The 16,870-nt window shown below is 51.9% G+C and carries 12 protein-coding genes; 11 read left to right on the top strand and 1 reads right to left on the bottom strand.

Going from position 1 to position 16,870, the window contains the following annotated elements; translation table 11 throughout:
- Positions 1 to 335: 335 nt before the first annotated feature.
- On the top strand, positions 336 to 1,481 hold the full coding sequence (locus C5S61_RS24655) for a 5-(carboxyamino)imidazole ribonucleotide synthase (RefSeq protein ID WP_110519924.1): 1,146 nt from the start codon (positions 336 to 338) through the stop codon (positions 1,479 to 1,481).
- 99 nt (positions 1,482 to 1,580) lie between these two features.
- The gene (purE, locus tag C5S61_RS24650; RefSeq protein ID WP_110519921.1) at positions 1,581 to 2,078 is read left to right on the top strand and encodes a 5-(carboxyamino)imidazole ribonucleotide mutase; all 498 of its coding nucleotides are present in this window, start codon (positions 1,581 to 1,583) and stop codon (positions 2,076 to 2,078) included.
- Between the two features lie 386 nt (positions 2,079 to 2,464).
- Here the strand turns inward: purE and lipA are convergent, their stop codons facing one another.
- The gene (lipA, locus tag C5S61_RS24645) at positions 2,465 to 3,361 is read right to left on the bottom strand and encodes a lipoyl synthase (protein ID WP_110519919.1); all 897 of its coding nucleotides are present in this window, start codon (positions 3,359 to 3,361) and stop codon (positions 2,465 to 2,467) included.
- Between the two features lie 416 nt (positions 3,362 to 3,777).
- On the opposite strand from lipA, the gene C5S61_RS24640 reads away from it, so the two are divergent.
- From C5S61_RS24640 to C5S61_RS24600, 9 genes are all read left to right on the top strand, one after another.
- Positions 3,778 to 4,818, top strand: a complete 1,041-nt coding sequence (locus C5S61_RS24640) for a LacI family DNA-binding transcriptional regulator (protein ID WP_164689767.1) — start codon at positions 3,778 to 3,780, stop codon at positions 4,816 to 4,818.
- Positions 4,819 to 4,841: 23 nt separating this feature from the next.
- Positions 4,842 to 5,840 carry a glycoside hydrolase family 130 protein gene (locus C5S61_RS24635; RefSeq protein ID WP_110519915.1) on the top strand — a complete coding sequence of 333 codons (999 nt, stop codon included), beginning with the start codon at positions 4,842 to 4,844 and terminating at the stop codon, positions 5,838 to 5,840.
- Positions 5,841 to 6,069: 229 nt separating this feature from the next.
- Positions 6,070 to 7,422, top strand: a complete 1,353-nt coding sequence (locus C5S61_RS24630) for a sugar ABC transporter substrate-binding protein (RefSeq protein WP_110519913.1) — start codon at positions 6,070 to 6,072, stop codon at positions 7,420 to 7,422.
- Positions 7,423 to 7,466: 44 nt separating this feature from the next.
- Positions 7,467 to 9,242 (top strand): DUF5060 domain-containing protein, encoded by a 1,776-nt coding sequence (locus C5S61_RS24625; RefSeq protein WP_110519911.1) that lies wholly within the window; start codon positions 7,467 to 7,469, stop codon positions 9,240 to 9,242.
- Positions 9,243 to 9,383: 141 nt separating this feature from the next.
- The gene (locus C5S61_RS24620; protein WP_110519909.1) at positions 9,384 to 10,397 is read left to right on the top strand and encodes a glycoside hydrolase family 5 protein; all 1,014 of its coding nucleotides are present in this window, start codon (positions 9,384 to 9,386) and stop codon (positions 10,395 to 10,397) included.
- The gene (locus tag C5S61_RS24615; RefSeq protein WP_110519907.1) at positions 10,397 to 11,647 is read left to right on the top strand and encodes an AGE family epimerase/isomerase; all 1,251 of its coding nucleotides are present in this window, start codon (positions 10,397 to 10,399) and stop codon (positions 11,645 to 11,647) included. Before C5S61_RS24620 ends, C5S61_RS24615 begins: the two co-directional genes overlap by 1 nt.
- 1 nt (position 11,648) lies before the next feature.
- A complete protein-coding gene (locus C5S61_RS24610) occupies positions 11,649 to 12,635 on the top strand; it encodes an acetylxylan esterase (protein WP_110519905.1) in 987 nt (328 codons plus the stop codon).
- The gene (locus C5S61_RS24605; RefSeq protein ID WP_110519903.1) at positions 12,632 to 13,612 is read left to right on the top strand and encodes a type I phosphomannose isomerase catalytic subunit; all 981 of its coding nucleotides are present in this window, start codon (positions 12,632 to 12,634) and stop codon (positions 13,610 to 13,612) included. The genes C5S61_RS24610 and C5S61_RS24605 overlap by 4 nt, the downstream gene beginning before the upstream one ends.
- A 491-nt stretch (positions 13,613 to 14,103) precedes the next feature.
- A complete protein-coding gene (locus tag C5S61_RS24600) occupies positions 14,104 to 16,581 on the top strand; it encodes a beta-mannosidase (protein WP_110519901.1) in 2,478 nt (825 codons plus the stop codon).
- The last annotated feature ends 289 nt before the right edge of the window (positions 16,582 to 16,870 follow it).

The following is a 16,870-nucleotide window of genomic DNA, read 5'->3' as shown; positions in this document are numbered from 1 at the left end:
GGGGTTGGGGGTCGGGGCGCAGAGCACCACCAATTGATAGGTTCATCAATAAATGTTTGCTGCCTACCAATTGCCCTTGCGGGGGTGCAGGGGGATGAAAGCCCCCTGCGTCTCCCGCTGGCGAGACGGAAGGGTGGAGAAACCGAGGGATGAAGGATGAAGAGCATAGAACACAGAGCATAGAACATAGAGGCTATCGGAAACTGGTTAGTATTAATGTAATCGATTAATCCTATAGCCAAAAGCCCATAGCCTATCGCCTATGAATCCTTCGTGCTCTTCGTATCCTTCGTGGATCAACATATAGACCATTAACTTATAGCTAATAAGGCATTATGACAAAACGTTTAGGCATTCTTGGTGGCGGGCAATTAGCTCGAATGTTGGTGCAAGCGGCGATTCCCTTGGGAATTGAAACCGTTATTTTAGCCAATCGCAACGATGAGCCAGCAGCGCTGGTGAGCAAAGCAGTGGTTGGCGATTGGAATGATCGAGCCTTGCTTGATCAATTTGCGCAAGCGGTTGATGTGGTGGTGCTCGAAAACGAGTTTATTGGCTCGGAAAAGCTAGCCTATCTCGCGAGCAAAAGGGTGCAACTGGTGCCTGATCAAGCAACCCTTGGCTTGATTGAGGATAAAGCGCAGCAGAAATTGACCTTGGCAGCAGCAGGCTTGCCCGTGCCAGCCTTGGGCTTAATCGAATCGCTGAGCGATGTTGCAGCGTTTGGGGCCGAGCATGGCTTTCCATTGATGCTCAAAACGCGGCGCAACGGCTACGATGGCCGAGGCACTGCCAAAATTCGCAGCGCCGACGAGATTGCCAGCGCATGTGCAGCCTTGGGTTTTCCTGAAAATCCGGTGTTTGTCGAAGCGTGGGTTCCTTTCGAAGCCGAGTTAGCAACCTTAATTATTCGCTCGGTCAATGGCGAGCAATGCGTCTATCCAGTGATTGAAACCTACCAGCCAAGCGGAGTTTGTCGGGTAGTACGCGCTCCAGCGCCCTACTCAGCAGCAATTCAGCAGCAAGCCCGCGAGGTGGCCCAAGCAACTGCAGCAGCGCTCGGCGGCTTAGGCATCTTGGCGGTTGAGATGTTTCTGACCAGCAAGGGCCAGATTTTGGTCAACGAGCTTGCGCCACGTCCGCACAACACGGGCCACTACTCGATTGAAGGCTGCTATTGTTCACAATTTGAAAACACCATTCGGGCGGCGCTGGGCTGGCCGTTGGGCGATCCACAGTTGCGTCAACAAAGCGCAGTAATGGTCAATGTGCTTGCACCAACCAGCAGAGCCTTGGAAAGTAGCCTGATTCAAACAGCCTTGCAACCACAAGTTCATGTGCATTGGTACGATAAACGCAGCGCAAAGCCAGGCCGTAAAATTGGCCATATCACCGCTGTGGGAGCCGATCTCAGCGAAGTTGAGGCACGCGCCCAAGCAGCCGTTGATCAATTGGAACATGTGCTGGCAGAACCAGCTTAATCTGAACAAATTCAGCTTGTCAGGCGTAAATCGGGTGCTGCAAAGGCGCGGCATCCTCGATCAAGGCTTGGCATTTTTATTTTATGCGAAAGGACAATCATGAGCGCCGTAGTTGGGATTGTGATGGGCAGCGATTCAGATTTGGCCACAATGCAAGCAGCAGCCAGCATTTGCCACGAGTTTGCGATTGACTATGAGTTGCGGGTGGTTTCGGCCCATCGCACGCCTGCGTTGATGGCCGAATACGGCCAAACCGCCCATGAACGAGGACTCAAAGTGATCATCGCTGGCGCTGGCGGCGCGGCACATTTGCCCGGCATGCTGGCAGCCTATACACCATTGCCAGTCATTGGCGTGCCGGTGCCGATTGGCCATTTGCAGGGCGTTGATGCGTTGATGTCGATTGTGCAAATGCCTGGCGGCGTGCCAGTTGCCACCGTCGCGATTGGCCAAGCCAAAAACGCAGGCTTGCTGGCAATTCAAATTTTGGCCACCGCCGATGCAGCCTTACAAGCCAAATTGATTGAGTACAAACACGCCATGGCAGCAGAATCACAGGCCAAAAACGAGCGCCTTAGGTCAAGAATAAGCGAATAAATATTTCTAACCGCGAAGAACGCGAAGTTTCACGAAGACAGATTTAGGGCCTTGTTCAGGTTCTTGCTGAATTTTAACGCAGAGCCGCAGAGGAACGATGGCTCTTGGCTTTGGGCTATGGGAACGATAATCGCAACAATCTGTGCAATCTGTGGCTAAAATAAATTATGAAGGATGAATTATGAAGGATGAGGCTGTTGGCTAGCGGAACATCATTGGTGCAATTCGTGGAATTCGTGGCAAAAAAACAGCCTTCGCGTCCTTCGCGATCTTCGCGGTTCCGATCCTTCGTGCACTTCGTGGATCATATTGTTAACGCAAAGAGCTACAAAAAAGGGATCGGGCTGAAACCCGATCCCCAACAACCATTCCCCAACCCCCAACTCCTACAAATCGGCGACGTGTTCGTGAGCGTGATACGATGAGCGCACCATGGGGCCTGATTCGACGTGGCGGAAACCACGGGCCAAGCCTTGCTCGCGAAACCAGGTAAAGGTTTCTGGTGGCACATAGCGGTCAATCGCCCAGTGATCGCCCGATGGTGAGAGATACTGACCAATCGTCATTACGTCAACATCCGAGCGGCGCAAGGCATCCATCACGGTCAACACTTCTTCGTCGGTCTCGCCAGCGCCAACCATCAGGCCGCTTTTTGTCACGATAGTTGGCTGAAGGTCGCGGGCTAGGCGCAACAATTCGAGGCTTTGATAGAAATTAGCTCGTGGCCGGAACTTGCGAAACAACCTCGGCACGGTTTCGATGTTGTGGTTCAGCACATCGGGCTTGGCATCAAGCACAATCCGCAAGGCATCCCAGTTGCCATCAAAATCGGGAATCAGCACTTCGACTTTACAATCGGGCAATTGCTGGCGAATCAAATTGATCGATTCGGCAAAAATATGCGCGCCGCCATCAGCTTGATCATCGCGATTAACTGAGGTCAGCACAACATGCTTGAGTTTGAGGTGGGCAACCGCAGCGGCAATGCGCTGAGGCTCTTGTTCGTCGATTGGTTTGGGCTTGCCTTTGCCAATCGCGCAATAGCGACAACCGCGGGTACAGGTGTCGCCGAGTAATAAAAAGGTAGCTGTGCGATGATTCCAACACTCGCCAATATTGGGGCAGTGGGCTTCTTCGCAGACCGTATGCAAATCGAGTTCGCGCATAAGGCTATGCACATCCTCGTAGTTTTCCCCTATCGGAGCGCGAGCCTTAAGCCAAGCAGGGCGGCGGGGAGCCGCTGGCGCAGCTTTGGGCGCTTCAAAGAGTGTAATTGTATCCATGAAAACCCCTTGGATAACGCAACGAGCAGCATTTGCTCTTGCTCATATTGTAACGTGCTTTTGCTGCTTGTCATGCACCCAATTTTTCACCCTCGCTTGGCCCGCCGATCTAAAACATAGCCTTGAAATCATGTAAAAAGCGCTATGCAAATTTGGGCATAATTGCTAAAATTTAAGCTTGACATTTCAATTATGATGCGCTATATTTAGTGAAATTCTACTAAAATTTTAGATAAATTTTATAGAATTTTCCAGCAACAGTTGGGTCATGCCCCAAACTCACTTCCCGCTGAGCCAAATCATCACCTGAATTGATGTGCTGAAACGATCTAAATTTTTCAATAAAGTCGCTTGCAATCAAAGCGGCATTTTATGGCATCATGAGAGCCTATTCAAAGGTGACTAGGAGAACATGTATGACGCAGCGGATCACGATGGAAGACATTGCGCGGCAAAGCGGTGTCTCGTTGGCAACAGTTTCATTAGTATTACGCGACAAGCCTGGGATTAACGACGATACACGTCGCCGCGTGTTGGATATTGCCCGTGATCTTGGCTATCGCAAACGCTTAAACCATGAAAAGTTGGTTTCGCAATCGTTGCATAATGCTGGGGTGATCGTTAAGGCTTCGCTTGGCGATGATAGCCCGCTGACCAACCCATTTTATGCGCCGATTGTTGCAGGCATCGAGGCTGCTTGCCGCAAAATGCATATCAATTTGATGTACGCCACTGTGCCAGTTGATATGGAAAATCATCCCCAAGAAATGCCCCGCTTGCTCTCCGAAGATCATCTTGATGGGGTTTTGTTGGTCGGCGCATTCGCCGATGCAACGATTACCAAGCTCTTGCAACGTGAGGGTATTCCAGCAGTTTTGGTCGATGCCTACTCCCACGAACATGTCTACGATTCGGTTGTTTCGGATAACTTTCGCGCTGCCTACGAAGCAGTGAGCTATTTGATTGGCCATGGGCATCGGCATATTGGCTTGATTGGCACCACCAAAGAGGCCTACCCAAGCATTGCCGAACGCCGCAAGGGCTATATTCAAGCCTTAACCGATCATGGTATTCATGAGCAGTATTTTGGTGATTGCTTACTCACCATGCATGAAGGTAGCGATACATCAAGCATTCTGTTGCAACGCCATCCGCAAATTACCGCGCTTTTTTGTGCCAACGATATGATGGCAATTGGCGCGACCCAAGCTGCTCGGGCCTTGCATCGCCAAATTCCCCAAGATTTATCAATTATTGGTTTCGATAATATTGATATGGCGCAGCATCTGGCCCCAGCGCTGACCACAATGCATGTTGATAAAGTCAGCATGGGCCGCTTTGCCGTGCAACTGTTAGCCAACCGAGCCGAGTATCCGGAACAGGCTCCAGCAACAGTTTCGCTACGACCGCGCCTGATTGAACGCCAATCAGTTCAACGCTTGCAACCGCCAAAATAGGTTGCTTTGGAGGAGTATCAGCTATGGAAGCAGCGACGCTTCAATCCACCACTATGCTTGGAAGTGCGCTCCCATCAATTCCTTGGGAAGACCGCCCAGTCGGTAATTCAGATGTTGTCTGGCGCTACAGCGGTAATCCAGTTATTCCCCGTGATGCCATTCCAACCTCAAACAGTATTTTCAATAGTGCTGTTGTGCCCTTCAACGATGGCTTTGCTGGCGTGTTTCGCTGCGATGATAAACGCCGTGTGATGAACATTCACCGTGGCTTTAGCAAAGATGCTATCAATTGGGAAATTGATCCTGAGCCATTGCAATTTTCAGGCGATCCCGAAGTAACCGCATTTGAATATCGCTACGATCCACGGGTCTGTTGGATTGAAGATCGCTATTATGTCACGTGGTGTAATGGCTATCATGGCCCAACCATCGGCGTGGCCTATACCTACGATTTTGAAACCTTCCATCAATTAGAAAATGCGTTCTTGCCGTTCAATCGCAATGGGGTGCTCTTCCCCCGTAAGATCAATGGCAAATATGCCATGGTCAGCCGCCCCAGCGATAATGGCCACACGCCATTTGGCGATATTTACTATAGCGAAAGCCCAGATATGGAACACTGGGGCAAACATCGCTTTGTGATGGGCACCAAAGGCGGTTGGCAAAGCACCAAGATTGGCGCTGGCCCAACCCCAATCGAAACTAGCGAAGGCTGGTTGCTGTTCTATCACGGCGTATTGACCTCGTGCAATGGCTTTGTCTATAGCTTTGGGGCTGCATTGCTCGATTTGGAGCAACCATGGAAAGTGCGCTATCGCACGGCTCCCTATCTGCTTGCGCCCCAAACCTTGTACGAATGCGTTGGCGATGTGCCAAATGTGGCCTTCCCCTGCGCTGCCTTGACCGATGCACCCACAGGCCGGATTGCAATTTACTATGGCTGCGCCGATACAGTCACCGGCATTGCCTTCGCCCAAGTTGACGAAGTGTTAAGCTTCCTCAAAGCCAATTCCGAACTCTAGCATTGAGTTGGGGCTAGGCCATTGGGTCTAGGGCGGCGTTCCATTGGGGGTAGGTAATGCCAACACGCGTACCTACCCTGCAATAGGAAGATTGTGCTTGCAGAAGCATAGCGCTGGACTTGCTACAACATATATACTTAGCATGTTTGGGCAGGGTTGTCGATGCACAGCTTACTAACGCCCAAATAGCCTGCATCGATGCATGTATTGACCAAGGGAGGTCAGCGTTATGCACAGAAAGCACCAACAATCACGCCACCCAGTTCGAAGTTTTGGATTCAGTTTGATCGTGTTGCTGATCTTGGCTGCATGTGGTCAAGCAGCAACCCCACCAACCCAAGTCAACCCAACCAGCTTACCCACTGATACGCCGCCTACTGCTGTTCCCGCCCTTGCCAACTCGGCAGATAAAGCCTTGGTCATTTGGTCAACAGGCTCGGATGTTGAGGCGCTTTCGATTCAAGCAGCAGCAGATGTCTTTGTGCAGAAAAATCCTGGAGTCTTGATTAAAGTTCAAGCCTTGCCTTGGAGCGATGCCCACACCCAAATTCTTGAGGCCATTGCCGCTGATCGCGGCCCCGATTTGATGGCTGGTGGCATGTCATGGGGCATCGAGTTTGGCAAACTCGGCGGCATGATCGATTTGCAAAAAGCCTATCCTGCGGTCGTAACTGAGGTTAAGCAGAAGATGTTGCCCCAACTCCAAGATTCGTTATTCTTGGATACAGGCGAAGTCTATGCCTTGCAACTCGACGTTGCGCTGATGGGTATGTTCTATCGCACCGATTTGCTGCGCGATTTGGTTGGCTTGGAGCAAGCACCTCAAAACTGGACAGAACTCACCAAAGTGCTTGAAAAATCCAAAACAATCAATAAAAAAGGCTTTGCTATTGGCTGGGATAACGCTGGCTGGATCAGCTACTTTACCTTTTTATATTCAGCTGGCGGCAGCTTATATAACGACGATTGCAGCAAAGCAACGATCAATTCGGCGGCTGGCTTACAAGCACTGACCTACTTCCGCGATCTCTACACTAAATATCAAATCCCAACTGATACCAGTTTAGATATTGAAGCTGGTCTTGAAAGCGGCGACTATTTGGTCAGTTACGCTGGTACATGGAGCGTCGCATCAATTGACTTCAATCGGCCTGCCTTGGCTGGTAAATGGGGCTTTGCACCATTGCCCAAAAGCCCCAAAGGCAAAAGTGTCTCGTTCCTTGGCGGGCGGGTCATCGGCGTAATGGAAGCATCGCAGAACAAAGACATTGCCGCCGAGTTTATTCGCTTTTTGTATACCGAAGAAGCGGTTGCCGCTCAATCGACCTATGTGCAAAGTGCAAAGAATTATTATGTGCCGCCAAGTTTGCCATTGCTGAGCGCGGCCAAATTGCCAGCCAATATCGAAGCAGGCTTCCGTGGCTTGTTGGAGCAATCGGCAGGCCCGCCAAAGTGCGTCGGCTGGGAAGAAAGCACCAGCGATGTGCAAAAGCTCTTGCAAGAAGTCGTCTACAACAATGCTGATCCCCAAGATGCTTTAGATCAAGCAGCGGAGATCATGAATCGCAATTTGCAACCATAAGCCAATTGCGCCGCTTTGAGATTTGAAGTCGTTCAGGAGGAATTATGCATCGGATATTCAAGCGCTCGCAGGTTTGGTTGGTTCTCCTGCTGCTGATTGCCGCGTGTAGTCAGGCCAGCGATTCCGGCGGCGACCAAACCCTGAGCTTGCGCACCTTAACCGGCAATGCTGCGGTCTTTGGCACCATTGAGTTGGTCGTCGATACAGGCATCAAAGTCGCCAATCCCTATGATCCCGACCAAATGGATCTGATGGTGAGTTTTATCTCAGCAACTGGCCAAATTTATCGTGTGCCAGCCTTTTGGTATCAAGATTTTGATCAAATTACCTTGCAGCCCAAGGGCAACCCTGAGTGGCGCGTGCGCTTTACGCCCAGCGAGCCAGGCGCTTGGCAAGTCAAGGCCGAGCTAACCAAGCCAGCGCTGAGCAGCGATGTTATGACCATCGAAGTTTCGTCGAATAAACAATCGGCGGGCTTTGTACGGATCAATAGCAGCAATCCACGCTATTTCGCTCGCCAAGATGGCTCGTTCTTTATGCCAATCGGCCTGAACTTGGGCTGGCCAACCCAGCAGGGCGCAGGCATTTTGCGCGAATACGAACACTGGTTTGATCAACTCAGCAAAAACGGTGGCAACATCGCGCGCATTTGGATGGCCTCGTGGTCGTTTGGCATCGAATGGCAAGACACCGGTTTGGGCGATTATTCCAAGCGCATGCAACAAGCGTGGATGCTCGACCAAATTTTCAAATTGGCTGAACAACGCAACATCACAATTATGTTAACCTTGATCAATCATGGCGCATTCAGCACGAGCACCGATTCGGAATGGGACAAAAATCCCTACAACGCGGCCAACGGCGGGCCAATTGCCGAGCCACAATTGTTTGCCACCGACCTGCAAGCCCGCGAATTGTTCAAACATCGGGTGCGTTATATCGCAGCACGTTGGGCCCACTCGCCAAGTTTGTTTGCTTGGGAATGGTGGAACGAAGCCAACTGGACCCCCATTAACGATGCCTTGATGCAGCCGTGGGTAAGCGAAATGACGCGCCATTTGGCCCAGTTTGATCCTTATCAACATTTAGTTTCAACCAGCTACGCCAGCAACACGACCACCTCGATGTGGACGCAACCAGAGATCAATTTTACGCAACACCACGATTACACAGGCCGCGATTTGGGCCAAGCCTTCCCATTGGTGGTGCGCGAATTGAACGCTGCTGCGCCGCAAAAACCAGCCTTGGTGAGCGAGCTTGGTTATGCAGCAACAGGCCGCGACGAGGTAATCAACCGCGATGTTTGGCAATTCCATCAAGGCTTATGGGCTGCACCATTCAGCGGCTTTGCTGGCAGCGGTATGTATTGGTGGTGGGACACGTTGGTCGATCCCGATAACTTGTGGAGCGAATACAACAAGTTAGCTCAGTTTTTCAAAGACCAAGATTTGACCAGCTTTAGCCCAGTTAGTGCTCAAGTTTCGCCGTTGAAGGCGCGAGCGCTGGCCTTGCAAACCAAATCGCAAGCGCTAGTGTGGGTGCGCAGCAACGAATACGAGCCAGAAGCATTAACCAACGCCTACGAAGAAGCGCTCAAAAAGCGCGAATTCAACGATAGCTGGAAATATGTACCACCGACCTATGCCGATTTGACGCTCAAATTGAGCGGGCTTGAAGCAGGAACCTACCAAGCAACCTGGTACGATCCGCAAACTGGCACATGGTCGGATTCGACAACGGTTACCCTAGAAGCAGAGGCCGCAACCATTGCCGTGCCAAGCTTCAATTATGACTTAGCCTTAAAACTCGTCAAGCAATAAAGTTTATTGCTTAACAATCTTGGGCCATATAGGTTTTGGGTAGCCGCTATCACAAATTAGCAACTATTTGCCTGCGTGATAGGGGCGCTCAGCGGCCTATGTGGCTTTTTATTGGCAAAAATAGCTGCCAAGGATGGTTTCATGCCACATTACGGCTTCAATTTACAATGGATGTATCATTATGTTCAGGGCAAGTTGCCAGCAGAACCAGACCATAAGGCCTTGAACTGGATCGCCAAGCAGGGCTTTAATTTTATTCGCATTCCAACCAATTATTGGTTTTGGACGCGCGATTGGCAATATACCAACCCCGATGAGACGATCATCGGGTATATTGACCGTTACATCGCTGCATGTCGCGAATATGGCCTGCATGTGAGCCTAAACTTGCATCGAGCGCCCGGATATTGTATCAATGGGAACGATCTCGAACGGCATAATTTATGGCAAGATGCTGAAGCCCAAGATGGCTTTGTGTGGCTCTGGGAATATTTTGCCCAACGCTACAAAGGCATTGCTGCTGGCGAATTAAGCTTCGATTTGCTCAACGAACCGCCGAATATCGACCAGTATGGCTTGACGCGACTCAACCATGCGGCGATCATGCGACGGACAGTTGCTGCAATTCGCGCAGTTGACCCGCAACGGGCAATTGTGATCGATGGGCTAGGTGGTGGCCACTTGGCAATGCCCGAACTCGCTGACTTGGGCGTAACCCACAGCGGGCGCGGCTATCAGCCAATGGCGGTGAGCCACTACCAAGCTAGTTGGTGGGATGGGCACGAAGGTTTAGCGGCTCCAACGTACCCATTAGAATGGCACAATCATTATTGGGATCGGGCTGGCTTAGTCGAGTTCTACCGTCCATGGCGCGACGTACAAGCGCGGAACGTCGCCATCCATATCGGTGAATTCGGCTGCTATAACCGCACACCCAACGATGTGGCGCTGCGCTGGTTCCGCGATATTCTCAGCGTTTATCAAGAATTTGGTTGGGGCTTCGGTCTATGGGAGTTCGAAGGCGCATTTGGAATTATCAATCATGGCCGACCACATGCCCGCTACGACGTTGTTGATGGCTACTCCGTTGACCGTGATTTACTCGATTTGCTCCTCGCTGCCCGTCTGCCCGAAGCGCCAGAAGGAATACAATAATGGCGAATCTCGTAGATGGCGGCTTTGATCATGGCGTGCGCGAAATCTGGCAAGCACAGTTTCGCAATGAAGTGTTGGGTAATATTTTGCCTTTTTGGGCAAACCACACGCTTGATCATGAGCATGGTGGCTTTTATGGCGGCTTAACCAACGATCTGACAATCCATAATGAGTTTCCTCGCTCAGCCGTATTATGTGGCCGGATTCTGTGGACGTTTGCATGTGCATATCGTACGCTTGGCGACCCACGCGATTTGGCGGTGGCCGAGTATGCCTATGCCTACCTTAAACAGGCGTTTTGGGATAAAACCTACGGCGGATTATATTGGTCGATTGATGCCAACGGCCAGCCTTTGGCCGAGCATAAACAAACCTATGCCCAGTCGTTTGCTATCTACGGTTTGGCAGAATACGTGCGCGCCACTGGCGATCAGAGCGCCTTGGCCTTGGCCCAGGAAATTTTCCATTTGCTCGAAAATCATGCCTTCGACCCAGCCTACGGTGGCTATATCGAAGGTTGTGATCGGGTTTGGCAGCCGCTTGGCGATAGCCGCCTAAGCAAGCTTGAGCCAGAAGCCCGCAAAACCATGAACACCATGCTGCATATGATGGAAGCCTACGCCAACCTTCTGCGGGTGTGGGATGTGGCCGATGTGCGCCAGCAATTGGCTAGCCTGATCGAAGCCTGCTGCGAACACATTATTGATCCCGTGCAAGGCCGCTTTCACCTGTTTTTCGATGATCAATGGAACCACAGCGAGCATGGCATTTCGTATGGCCACGATATTGAAGGCAGTTGGTTGCTGATGGAAGCAGCCCATGTGCTTGGCGATGCGCGGCTGATTGCCAAAGCAGAAACCTTGGCAATTGGTATGGCCGAAGCAGTCTATCGCAATGGCCGTCACGCCGATGGCAGCATCATTCACGAGCGTGCCGCCGATGGCTCGATCAACTTCGAGCGCCATTGGTGGCCACAAGCAGAAGCCGTCGTTGGCTTCTACAACGCCTATCAGGCAACCGGCAACCAAGAGTTTGCCCAAGCCGCTTACGATAGTTGGGATTTTATTCAACGCTATTTTATCGACCACGATCATGGCGATTGGTTCAAGATTTTAGATGCCCAAAACCAACCATTGGGAGCGATTCCAAAAGTTGGCCCGTGGGAATGCCCCTATCACCATGCGCGGGTTTGTTTTGAAATGATCGAACGTTTAGCTGAACACAATGTGAGTGTTCAGATGCGAGGCTAACATGCAATTTGACATGCCCTTAGAGCAACTGCGCGAATATCTCCCCGAACGCACTGAGCCAGCAGATTTTGACCAATTTTGGCAAAATACCTTAGCTGATGCGCGCCAATATCCTTTGAATGCAACCTTCGAGCCGTATGATATGGGCTTGCCCTTGATCGAAGCCTACGATGTGACCTTCAATGGTTATGGCGGCCAGCCAATCAAAGGTTGGTTCTTGTTGCCACGCAACACTACCCAGCCACTGCCTTGTATTGTCGAATATATTGGCTATGGCGGGGGTCGTGGTTTGGCGATCGATTGGCTATTGTGGCCAACCGCTGGCTATGCCGTTTTCGCCATGGATAATCGCGGCCAAGGCTCAAACTGGCGTACTGGCGACACCCCCGACATCGAAATTGAGGGTGGCAATCCGCAAATTCCTGGCTTTATGACCCGCGGCGTGCTCAGCCCACAAACCTATTTCTACCGCCGTTTGTTCACCGATGCAGTGCGGGCGATCGAAGCCGCCCGTTCGCATCCATTAGTTGATGCAAGCAAAGTAGCCTTGGCTGGCGGCAGTCAAGGTGGCGGCATCGCGATTGCGGCAGCAGGCTTGCAACCAGATGTGGCTGCCGTCTTGCCTGATGTGCCATTTTTGTGCCACTATCGCCGCGCCACCACCATGGTCGATAGCTATCCCTACGCCGAAATCGCCCAATATTGCGCCCGCCATCGCACCAAAATCGAGCAAGTATTCAATACCTTGGATTATTTTGATGGCGTGCAATTTGCGGCCCGCGCCACCAGCCCAACCCTGTTCTCAGTGGGCTTGATGGATGATGTTTGTCCGCCATCAACCGTCTTTGCTGCCTACAACCATTATGCTGGGCCAAAAGAGATTGTGGTTTGGCAGTTCAATCGTCACGAAGGCGGCGAGAACTTCCAAACCCTTGAAAAACTCAAATTCCTAGCCAAACTTTGGGGCAATGAGGAACGCACTGCATGAGCGTCATCGAGCTCTATCCGTTGCTGACTCAAGCGCGGTATGTCGAGCCAATTTGGGGTGGTCCCCAATTGGCTCGCTGGCTGCATTTGCCCAACCCAGAGCAAAGCAAGCTCGGCGAAGTTTGGCAGGTCTACGATCAAAATCTGGTTGTCAATGGCTCGTTGGCTGGTCAGACCTTAGCCGAGGTCACCAGCCAATTTGGCCCAGCCTTGGTTGGCACAACCACCAACGAACGCTATGGCCATGATTTTCCGTTGTTGTTGAAATTCATTGCTGCCGCCCAACCGCTGTCGGTGCAAGTCCATCCCGACGATGCCTACGCCCACACGCACGAGGCTGCCAGCGGATTTCATGGCAAAACTGAGGCTTGGTACATTCTCGAAGCAGAAAGCGGAGCCGAGGTAGTGCATGGCTTTCGCGATGCAACTACGCGTCAAGCCTGTGAAGCAGCGCTCGCGGCTGGCACGCTACCGGAGCTGTTGCGCCAAGTGCCAGTCAGCGCTGGCGATTTGGTCTTTGTGCCCGCCAAAACGATTCATGCAATCAACCCGGGCGTGGTATTGTTCGAGATTCAGCAAAAATCCGACCTGACCTATCGGGTCTACGATTATGATCGGCGCGATGCGGCCACAGGTTTGCCACGTCAACTGCATCTTGAACAAGCCTTCGAGGTCTTAGATTTTGCAGCAACCGAGCCAGCCTTGGTTGATCCAATGCAAATTAATCCAAATGTACGCTTGCTGGTGCGTTGTCCATTCTTCAGCTTGGAGCATTGGCAACTCAACAGCATTCAATCGTTGAGCACCTCGGTCACCAGTTTTGATTGCTGGACGGTGATCAATGGCAACTGTAGCCTTGGTTGGAGCGCTGGCAGCATTGAATTAAGCCATGGCATGTCGGTCATCGTGCCCGCCCAATTGGGCCAGTACCAACTTTATCCCGAACCAAGCGCCGAATTGCTTCGGGCGTATGTGTAGGGCTGGGGATCGGTTGTTGGGGACTGGGGATCGGCTGCGAAAAGCGAGATACGAGTGCTTTCGTGCACGTTGTGTTCTTCGTGATTAACATTCACCGATCCCCAACGACCAATTCCCGATCCCCAATTAATCTAGCTTGCCCTCACTAGTATGTGTAAGGCTGAGGATCGATTGTTGGGGACTGGGGATCGGCTGCGAAAAGCGAGATACGAGTGCTTTCGTGCACGTTGTGTTCTTCGTGATTAACATTCACCGATCCCCAACGACCAATCCCCGATCCCCAATTAATCTAGCTTGCCCTCACTAGTATGTGTAAGGCTGAGGATCGATTGTTGGGGACTGGGGATCGGCTGCGAAAAGCGAGATACGAGTGCTTTCGTGCACGTTGTGTTCTTCGTGATTAACATTCACCGATCCCCAACGACCAATCCCCGATCCCCAATTAATCTAGCTTGCCCTCACTATTTGGGGCAAAGAAAGAAACAGGATTCATGCAAAAGCTCGCATTGCAGCAAGCATGGCAGGCCAAACAACGTGACCCTCAACGCACCGTGCTCGCTGATGCGACCAGCAGCGAGGGCTGGATTGCCGCGCCAGTTCCCGGCACGATCTACGAAGCATTAATTGCCGCGAAACAGATTCCCGATCCATTCGATGGCCTGAATGAGCTTGATGTTCAGTGGGTTGGCGATGTCGATTGGCTCTATCGCTGCGATTTTGAGCTGAGCGCTGAACAAGCCAGCCAACCAGCAGCCTTGCACTTTGCAGGCTTGGATACCATCGCCACGGTTTGGCTCAATGACCAGGAATTGTTCAGCAGCGATAATATGTTTGTGCCGCAACGCGCAGTTGTCAGCAATCAATTGCAGGCTGGCAAGAATCAATTATTGATTGAATTTCGCTCGGCATTGAAACATGGCCATGGCTTGCAAGCAGAAATGGGCCAGCTCGGCGTGTGGAATGGCGACCCAAGCCGTTTATACCTGCGCAAAGCCCAATATCACTATGGCTGGGATTGGGGTCCGGCGTTATTAACTGCTGGCCCTTGGCTGCCAGTCACCCTAGAATTGGGCGCGACGCGCTTGAGCGATCTGGCATGCCCAATCACCGTAGCCGATGATTGCTCAACTGCCGATTTTGGTGTAACTGCAACCGTTGCGGATGCGACAGCAGATACAGCGGTTTTGATTCAATTGTGGAATCCAGCAGGCGAGTTAATCGCTGAAAAACACCAATTGGTTGGTGCTGGCAGCGTGCAGCACACAATTACCGTCGATCAGCCAAGCCTGTGGTGGCCGCATGGCTATGGTGCACAAGCTCGCTATCGCTTGACGGTCAGCGTCTTTGCTGGCCAAACGCAGCTTGATCAGCGTGAATTGCAGCTTGGCGTGCGCCGTGTGCGCTTGGTGCAAGAGCCATTACGCGACGAAGCAGGCGAAACATTTCTGTTTGAAATCAACAATGTGCCCATGTTCTGTGGCGGCGCAAATTGGATTCCCGCCGATCTGCTAACCAATCGAATCAGCAACGAAACCTATCGCCGCTTGCTGCAAGCCTCGGTGGATAGCCATATGATCATGATTCGGATTTGGGGCGGTGGCATTTACGAGGTCGATCATTTCTATGATCTCTGCGATGAGCTAGGCTTGCTGGTTTGGCAAGATTTTATGTTTGCCTGCGGCATGTATCCAGCGCATCCGGCATTTTTGGCCAGCGTCGAGGCCGAAGCAATCGCCCAAGTGCAACGCTTGCGCCATCATCCCTCGATTGTGCTGTGGTGTGGCAACAACGAAGATTACCAAATTGCCCAAACCTTCAACGCCTATGATCATAGTTTTCAGGGCGATTTTACCCAAACCAGCTTTCCGGCGCGCGAAATCTACGAGCGCTTGCTGCCCAAGGTTTGCGCTACCTACGATCCAACGACGCTCTATTGGCCTGGCAGCCCCTACGGCGGAACCGATGTGTATGATAAAACTCGCGGCGACCGCCACACCTGGGATGTTTGGCATAGCGCGATGGCTCCCTACCAAGATTATCCCAAATACGAAGGCCGCTTTGTCAGCGAGTTTGGCATGGAATCAAGTGCAGCCTTGCAAACCCTGTTGAGCGTGTTGCCCGCAGATCAGCGCTATCCCCAAAGCCGCGTCGTCGAGCACCACAACAAATCTGAGGGTGGCGCACGCCGCTTGGCAGTGTACCTCAACGATACCTTGCGCTTCGAAAATACGCTTGAATCATATGTTTATGCGACCCAATTTATGCAAGCAGAAGCCTTGGCGGCGGCCTATCGCGGCTGGCGGCGGCGTTGGGCTGGCCCAGGTCGTTATGCAGTAGCAGGAGCCTTGGTTTGGCAACTCAACGATTGTTGGCCGGTGATTAGCTGGGCAATTATCGATTCGGCTTTGCGCAATAAACCTGCCATCTATAGCATTGGCCGCGAGCTAGCGCCGATCAGCGCAGGCTTACAACGCACCAAGGCCCAGCTTGAGGCTTGGGTGGTCAATGGCATGCTCAAATCAAGCAATGCAAGCATCATCATTACAGGTTACGATTTGCAAGGCAGATTGCTATTTGAGCAAAACTATACTCACGAATTAGCCGCCAATCAAGCCAACCCAATCACCAGCTTCGAAATAGCGCTAGCTGATCAAACCGTAGTTGGCTTACAGGTGGTAATTGATGGTGCAGTGGTAGCGCGAGCAAGCTCGTGGCCTGAGCCATTCAAATATCTGCCAGCCTACGACCCACAAATCAGCGTCACGCGCTTAGCCGACGATTGGCTTGAAATCAGCAGTCAACGGCCAGCCAAAGGAGTTTGGTTGCAAGCAGGCGATGCAGTTCACTGGAGCGATAATCTGCTTGATCTGTTGCCCAACCAACCGCAGCGCATTCAAGCTCGCGGCTTGGGCCAGCAGCCAATCGAGATCAAGTGGCTGCATTGGGATCAGCAAGAGCAAAGAGCATAGAACATAAGATTTGGGGATCGGGTCGGTGATTGGATCGCGTTTGATCCACGAAGGACACGAAGGGGGAATTGGCTACAGGCTATATGTAGTGGTTCATCACATGATCCCCTCACCCCAACCCCTCTCCCGTGCGCGGGCGAGGGGCTTTAACTCTCTGGTTCTCCCCCAATTCATTGGTAAAAAATAGTCGGCTCCCCCTCGCCCGCGTTTTCGTGGGAGAGGGGGTTGGGGGGTGAGGGAACGTTCCACAGCCGACCAATCCCCAACCCCCAATCTCTGACCCCTGACC

It is taken from the genome of Herpetosiphon llansteffanensis (genome assembly GCF_003205875.1).
Lineage (GTDB): Bacteria > Chloroflexota > Chloroflexia > Chloroflexales > Herpetosiphonaceae > Herpetosiphon > Herpetosiphon llansteffanensis.
Note: the sequence above shows the minus strand (reverse complement) of the source record. Positions and strands in the feature narration are given on the sequence as shown.

Excerpts from the sequence above, each read along its gene's own strand:
- C5S61_RS24635 (WP_110519915.1), top strand. The coding sequence starts at position 4,842 with ATGGAAGCAGCGACGCTTCAATCCACCACTATGCTTGGAAGTGCGCTC.
- C5S61_RS24605 (WP_110519903.1), top strand. The coding sequence starts at position 12,632 with ATGAGCGTCATCGAGCTCTATCCGTTGCTGACTCAAGCGCGGTATGTC.
- C5S61_RS24615 (WP_110519907.1), top strand. The coding sequence starts at position 10,397 with ATGGCGAATCTCGTAGATGGCGGCTTTGATCATGGCGTGCGCGAAATC.
- C5S61_RS24655 (WP_110519924.1), top strand. The coding sequence starts at position 336 with ATGACAAAACGTTTAGGCATTCTTGGTGGCGGGCAATTAGCTCGAATG.
- C5S61_RS24640 (WP_164689767.1), top strand. The coding sequence starts at position 3,778 with ATGACGCAGCGGATCACGATGGAAGACATTGCGCGGCAAAGCGGTGTC.
- C5S61_RS24610 (WP_110519905.1), top strand. The coding sequence starts at position 11,649 with ATGCAATTTGACATGCCCTTAGAGCAACTGCGCGAATATCTCCCCGAA.
- C5S61_RS24630 (WP_110519913.1), top strand. The coding sequence starts at position 6,070 with ATGCACAGAAAGCACCAACAATCACGCCACCCAGTTCGAAGTTTTGGA.
- lipA (WP_110519919.1), bottom strand. The coding sequence starts at position 3,361 with ATGGATACAATTACACTCTTTGAAGCGCCCAAAGCTGCGCCAGCGGCT.
- C5S61_RS24625 (WP_110519911.1), top strand. The coding sequence starts at position 7,467 with ATGCATCGGATATTCAAGCGCTCGCAGGTTTGGTTGGTTCTCCTGCTG.
- purE (WP_110519921.1), top strand. The coding sequence starts at position 1,581 with ATGAGCGCCGTAGTTGGGATTGTGATGGGCAGCGATTCAGATTTGGCC.
- C5S61_RS24620 (WP_110519909.1), top strand. The coding sequence starts at position 9,384 with ATGCCACATTACGGCTTCAATTTACAATGGATGTATCATTATGTTCAG.
- C5S61_RS24600 (WP_110519901.1), top strand. The coding sequence starts at position 14,104 with ATGCAAAAGCTCGCATTGCAGCAAGCATGGCAGGCCAAACAACGTGAC.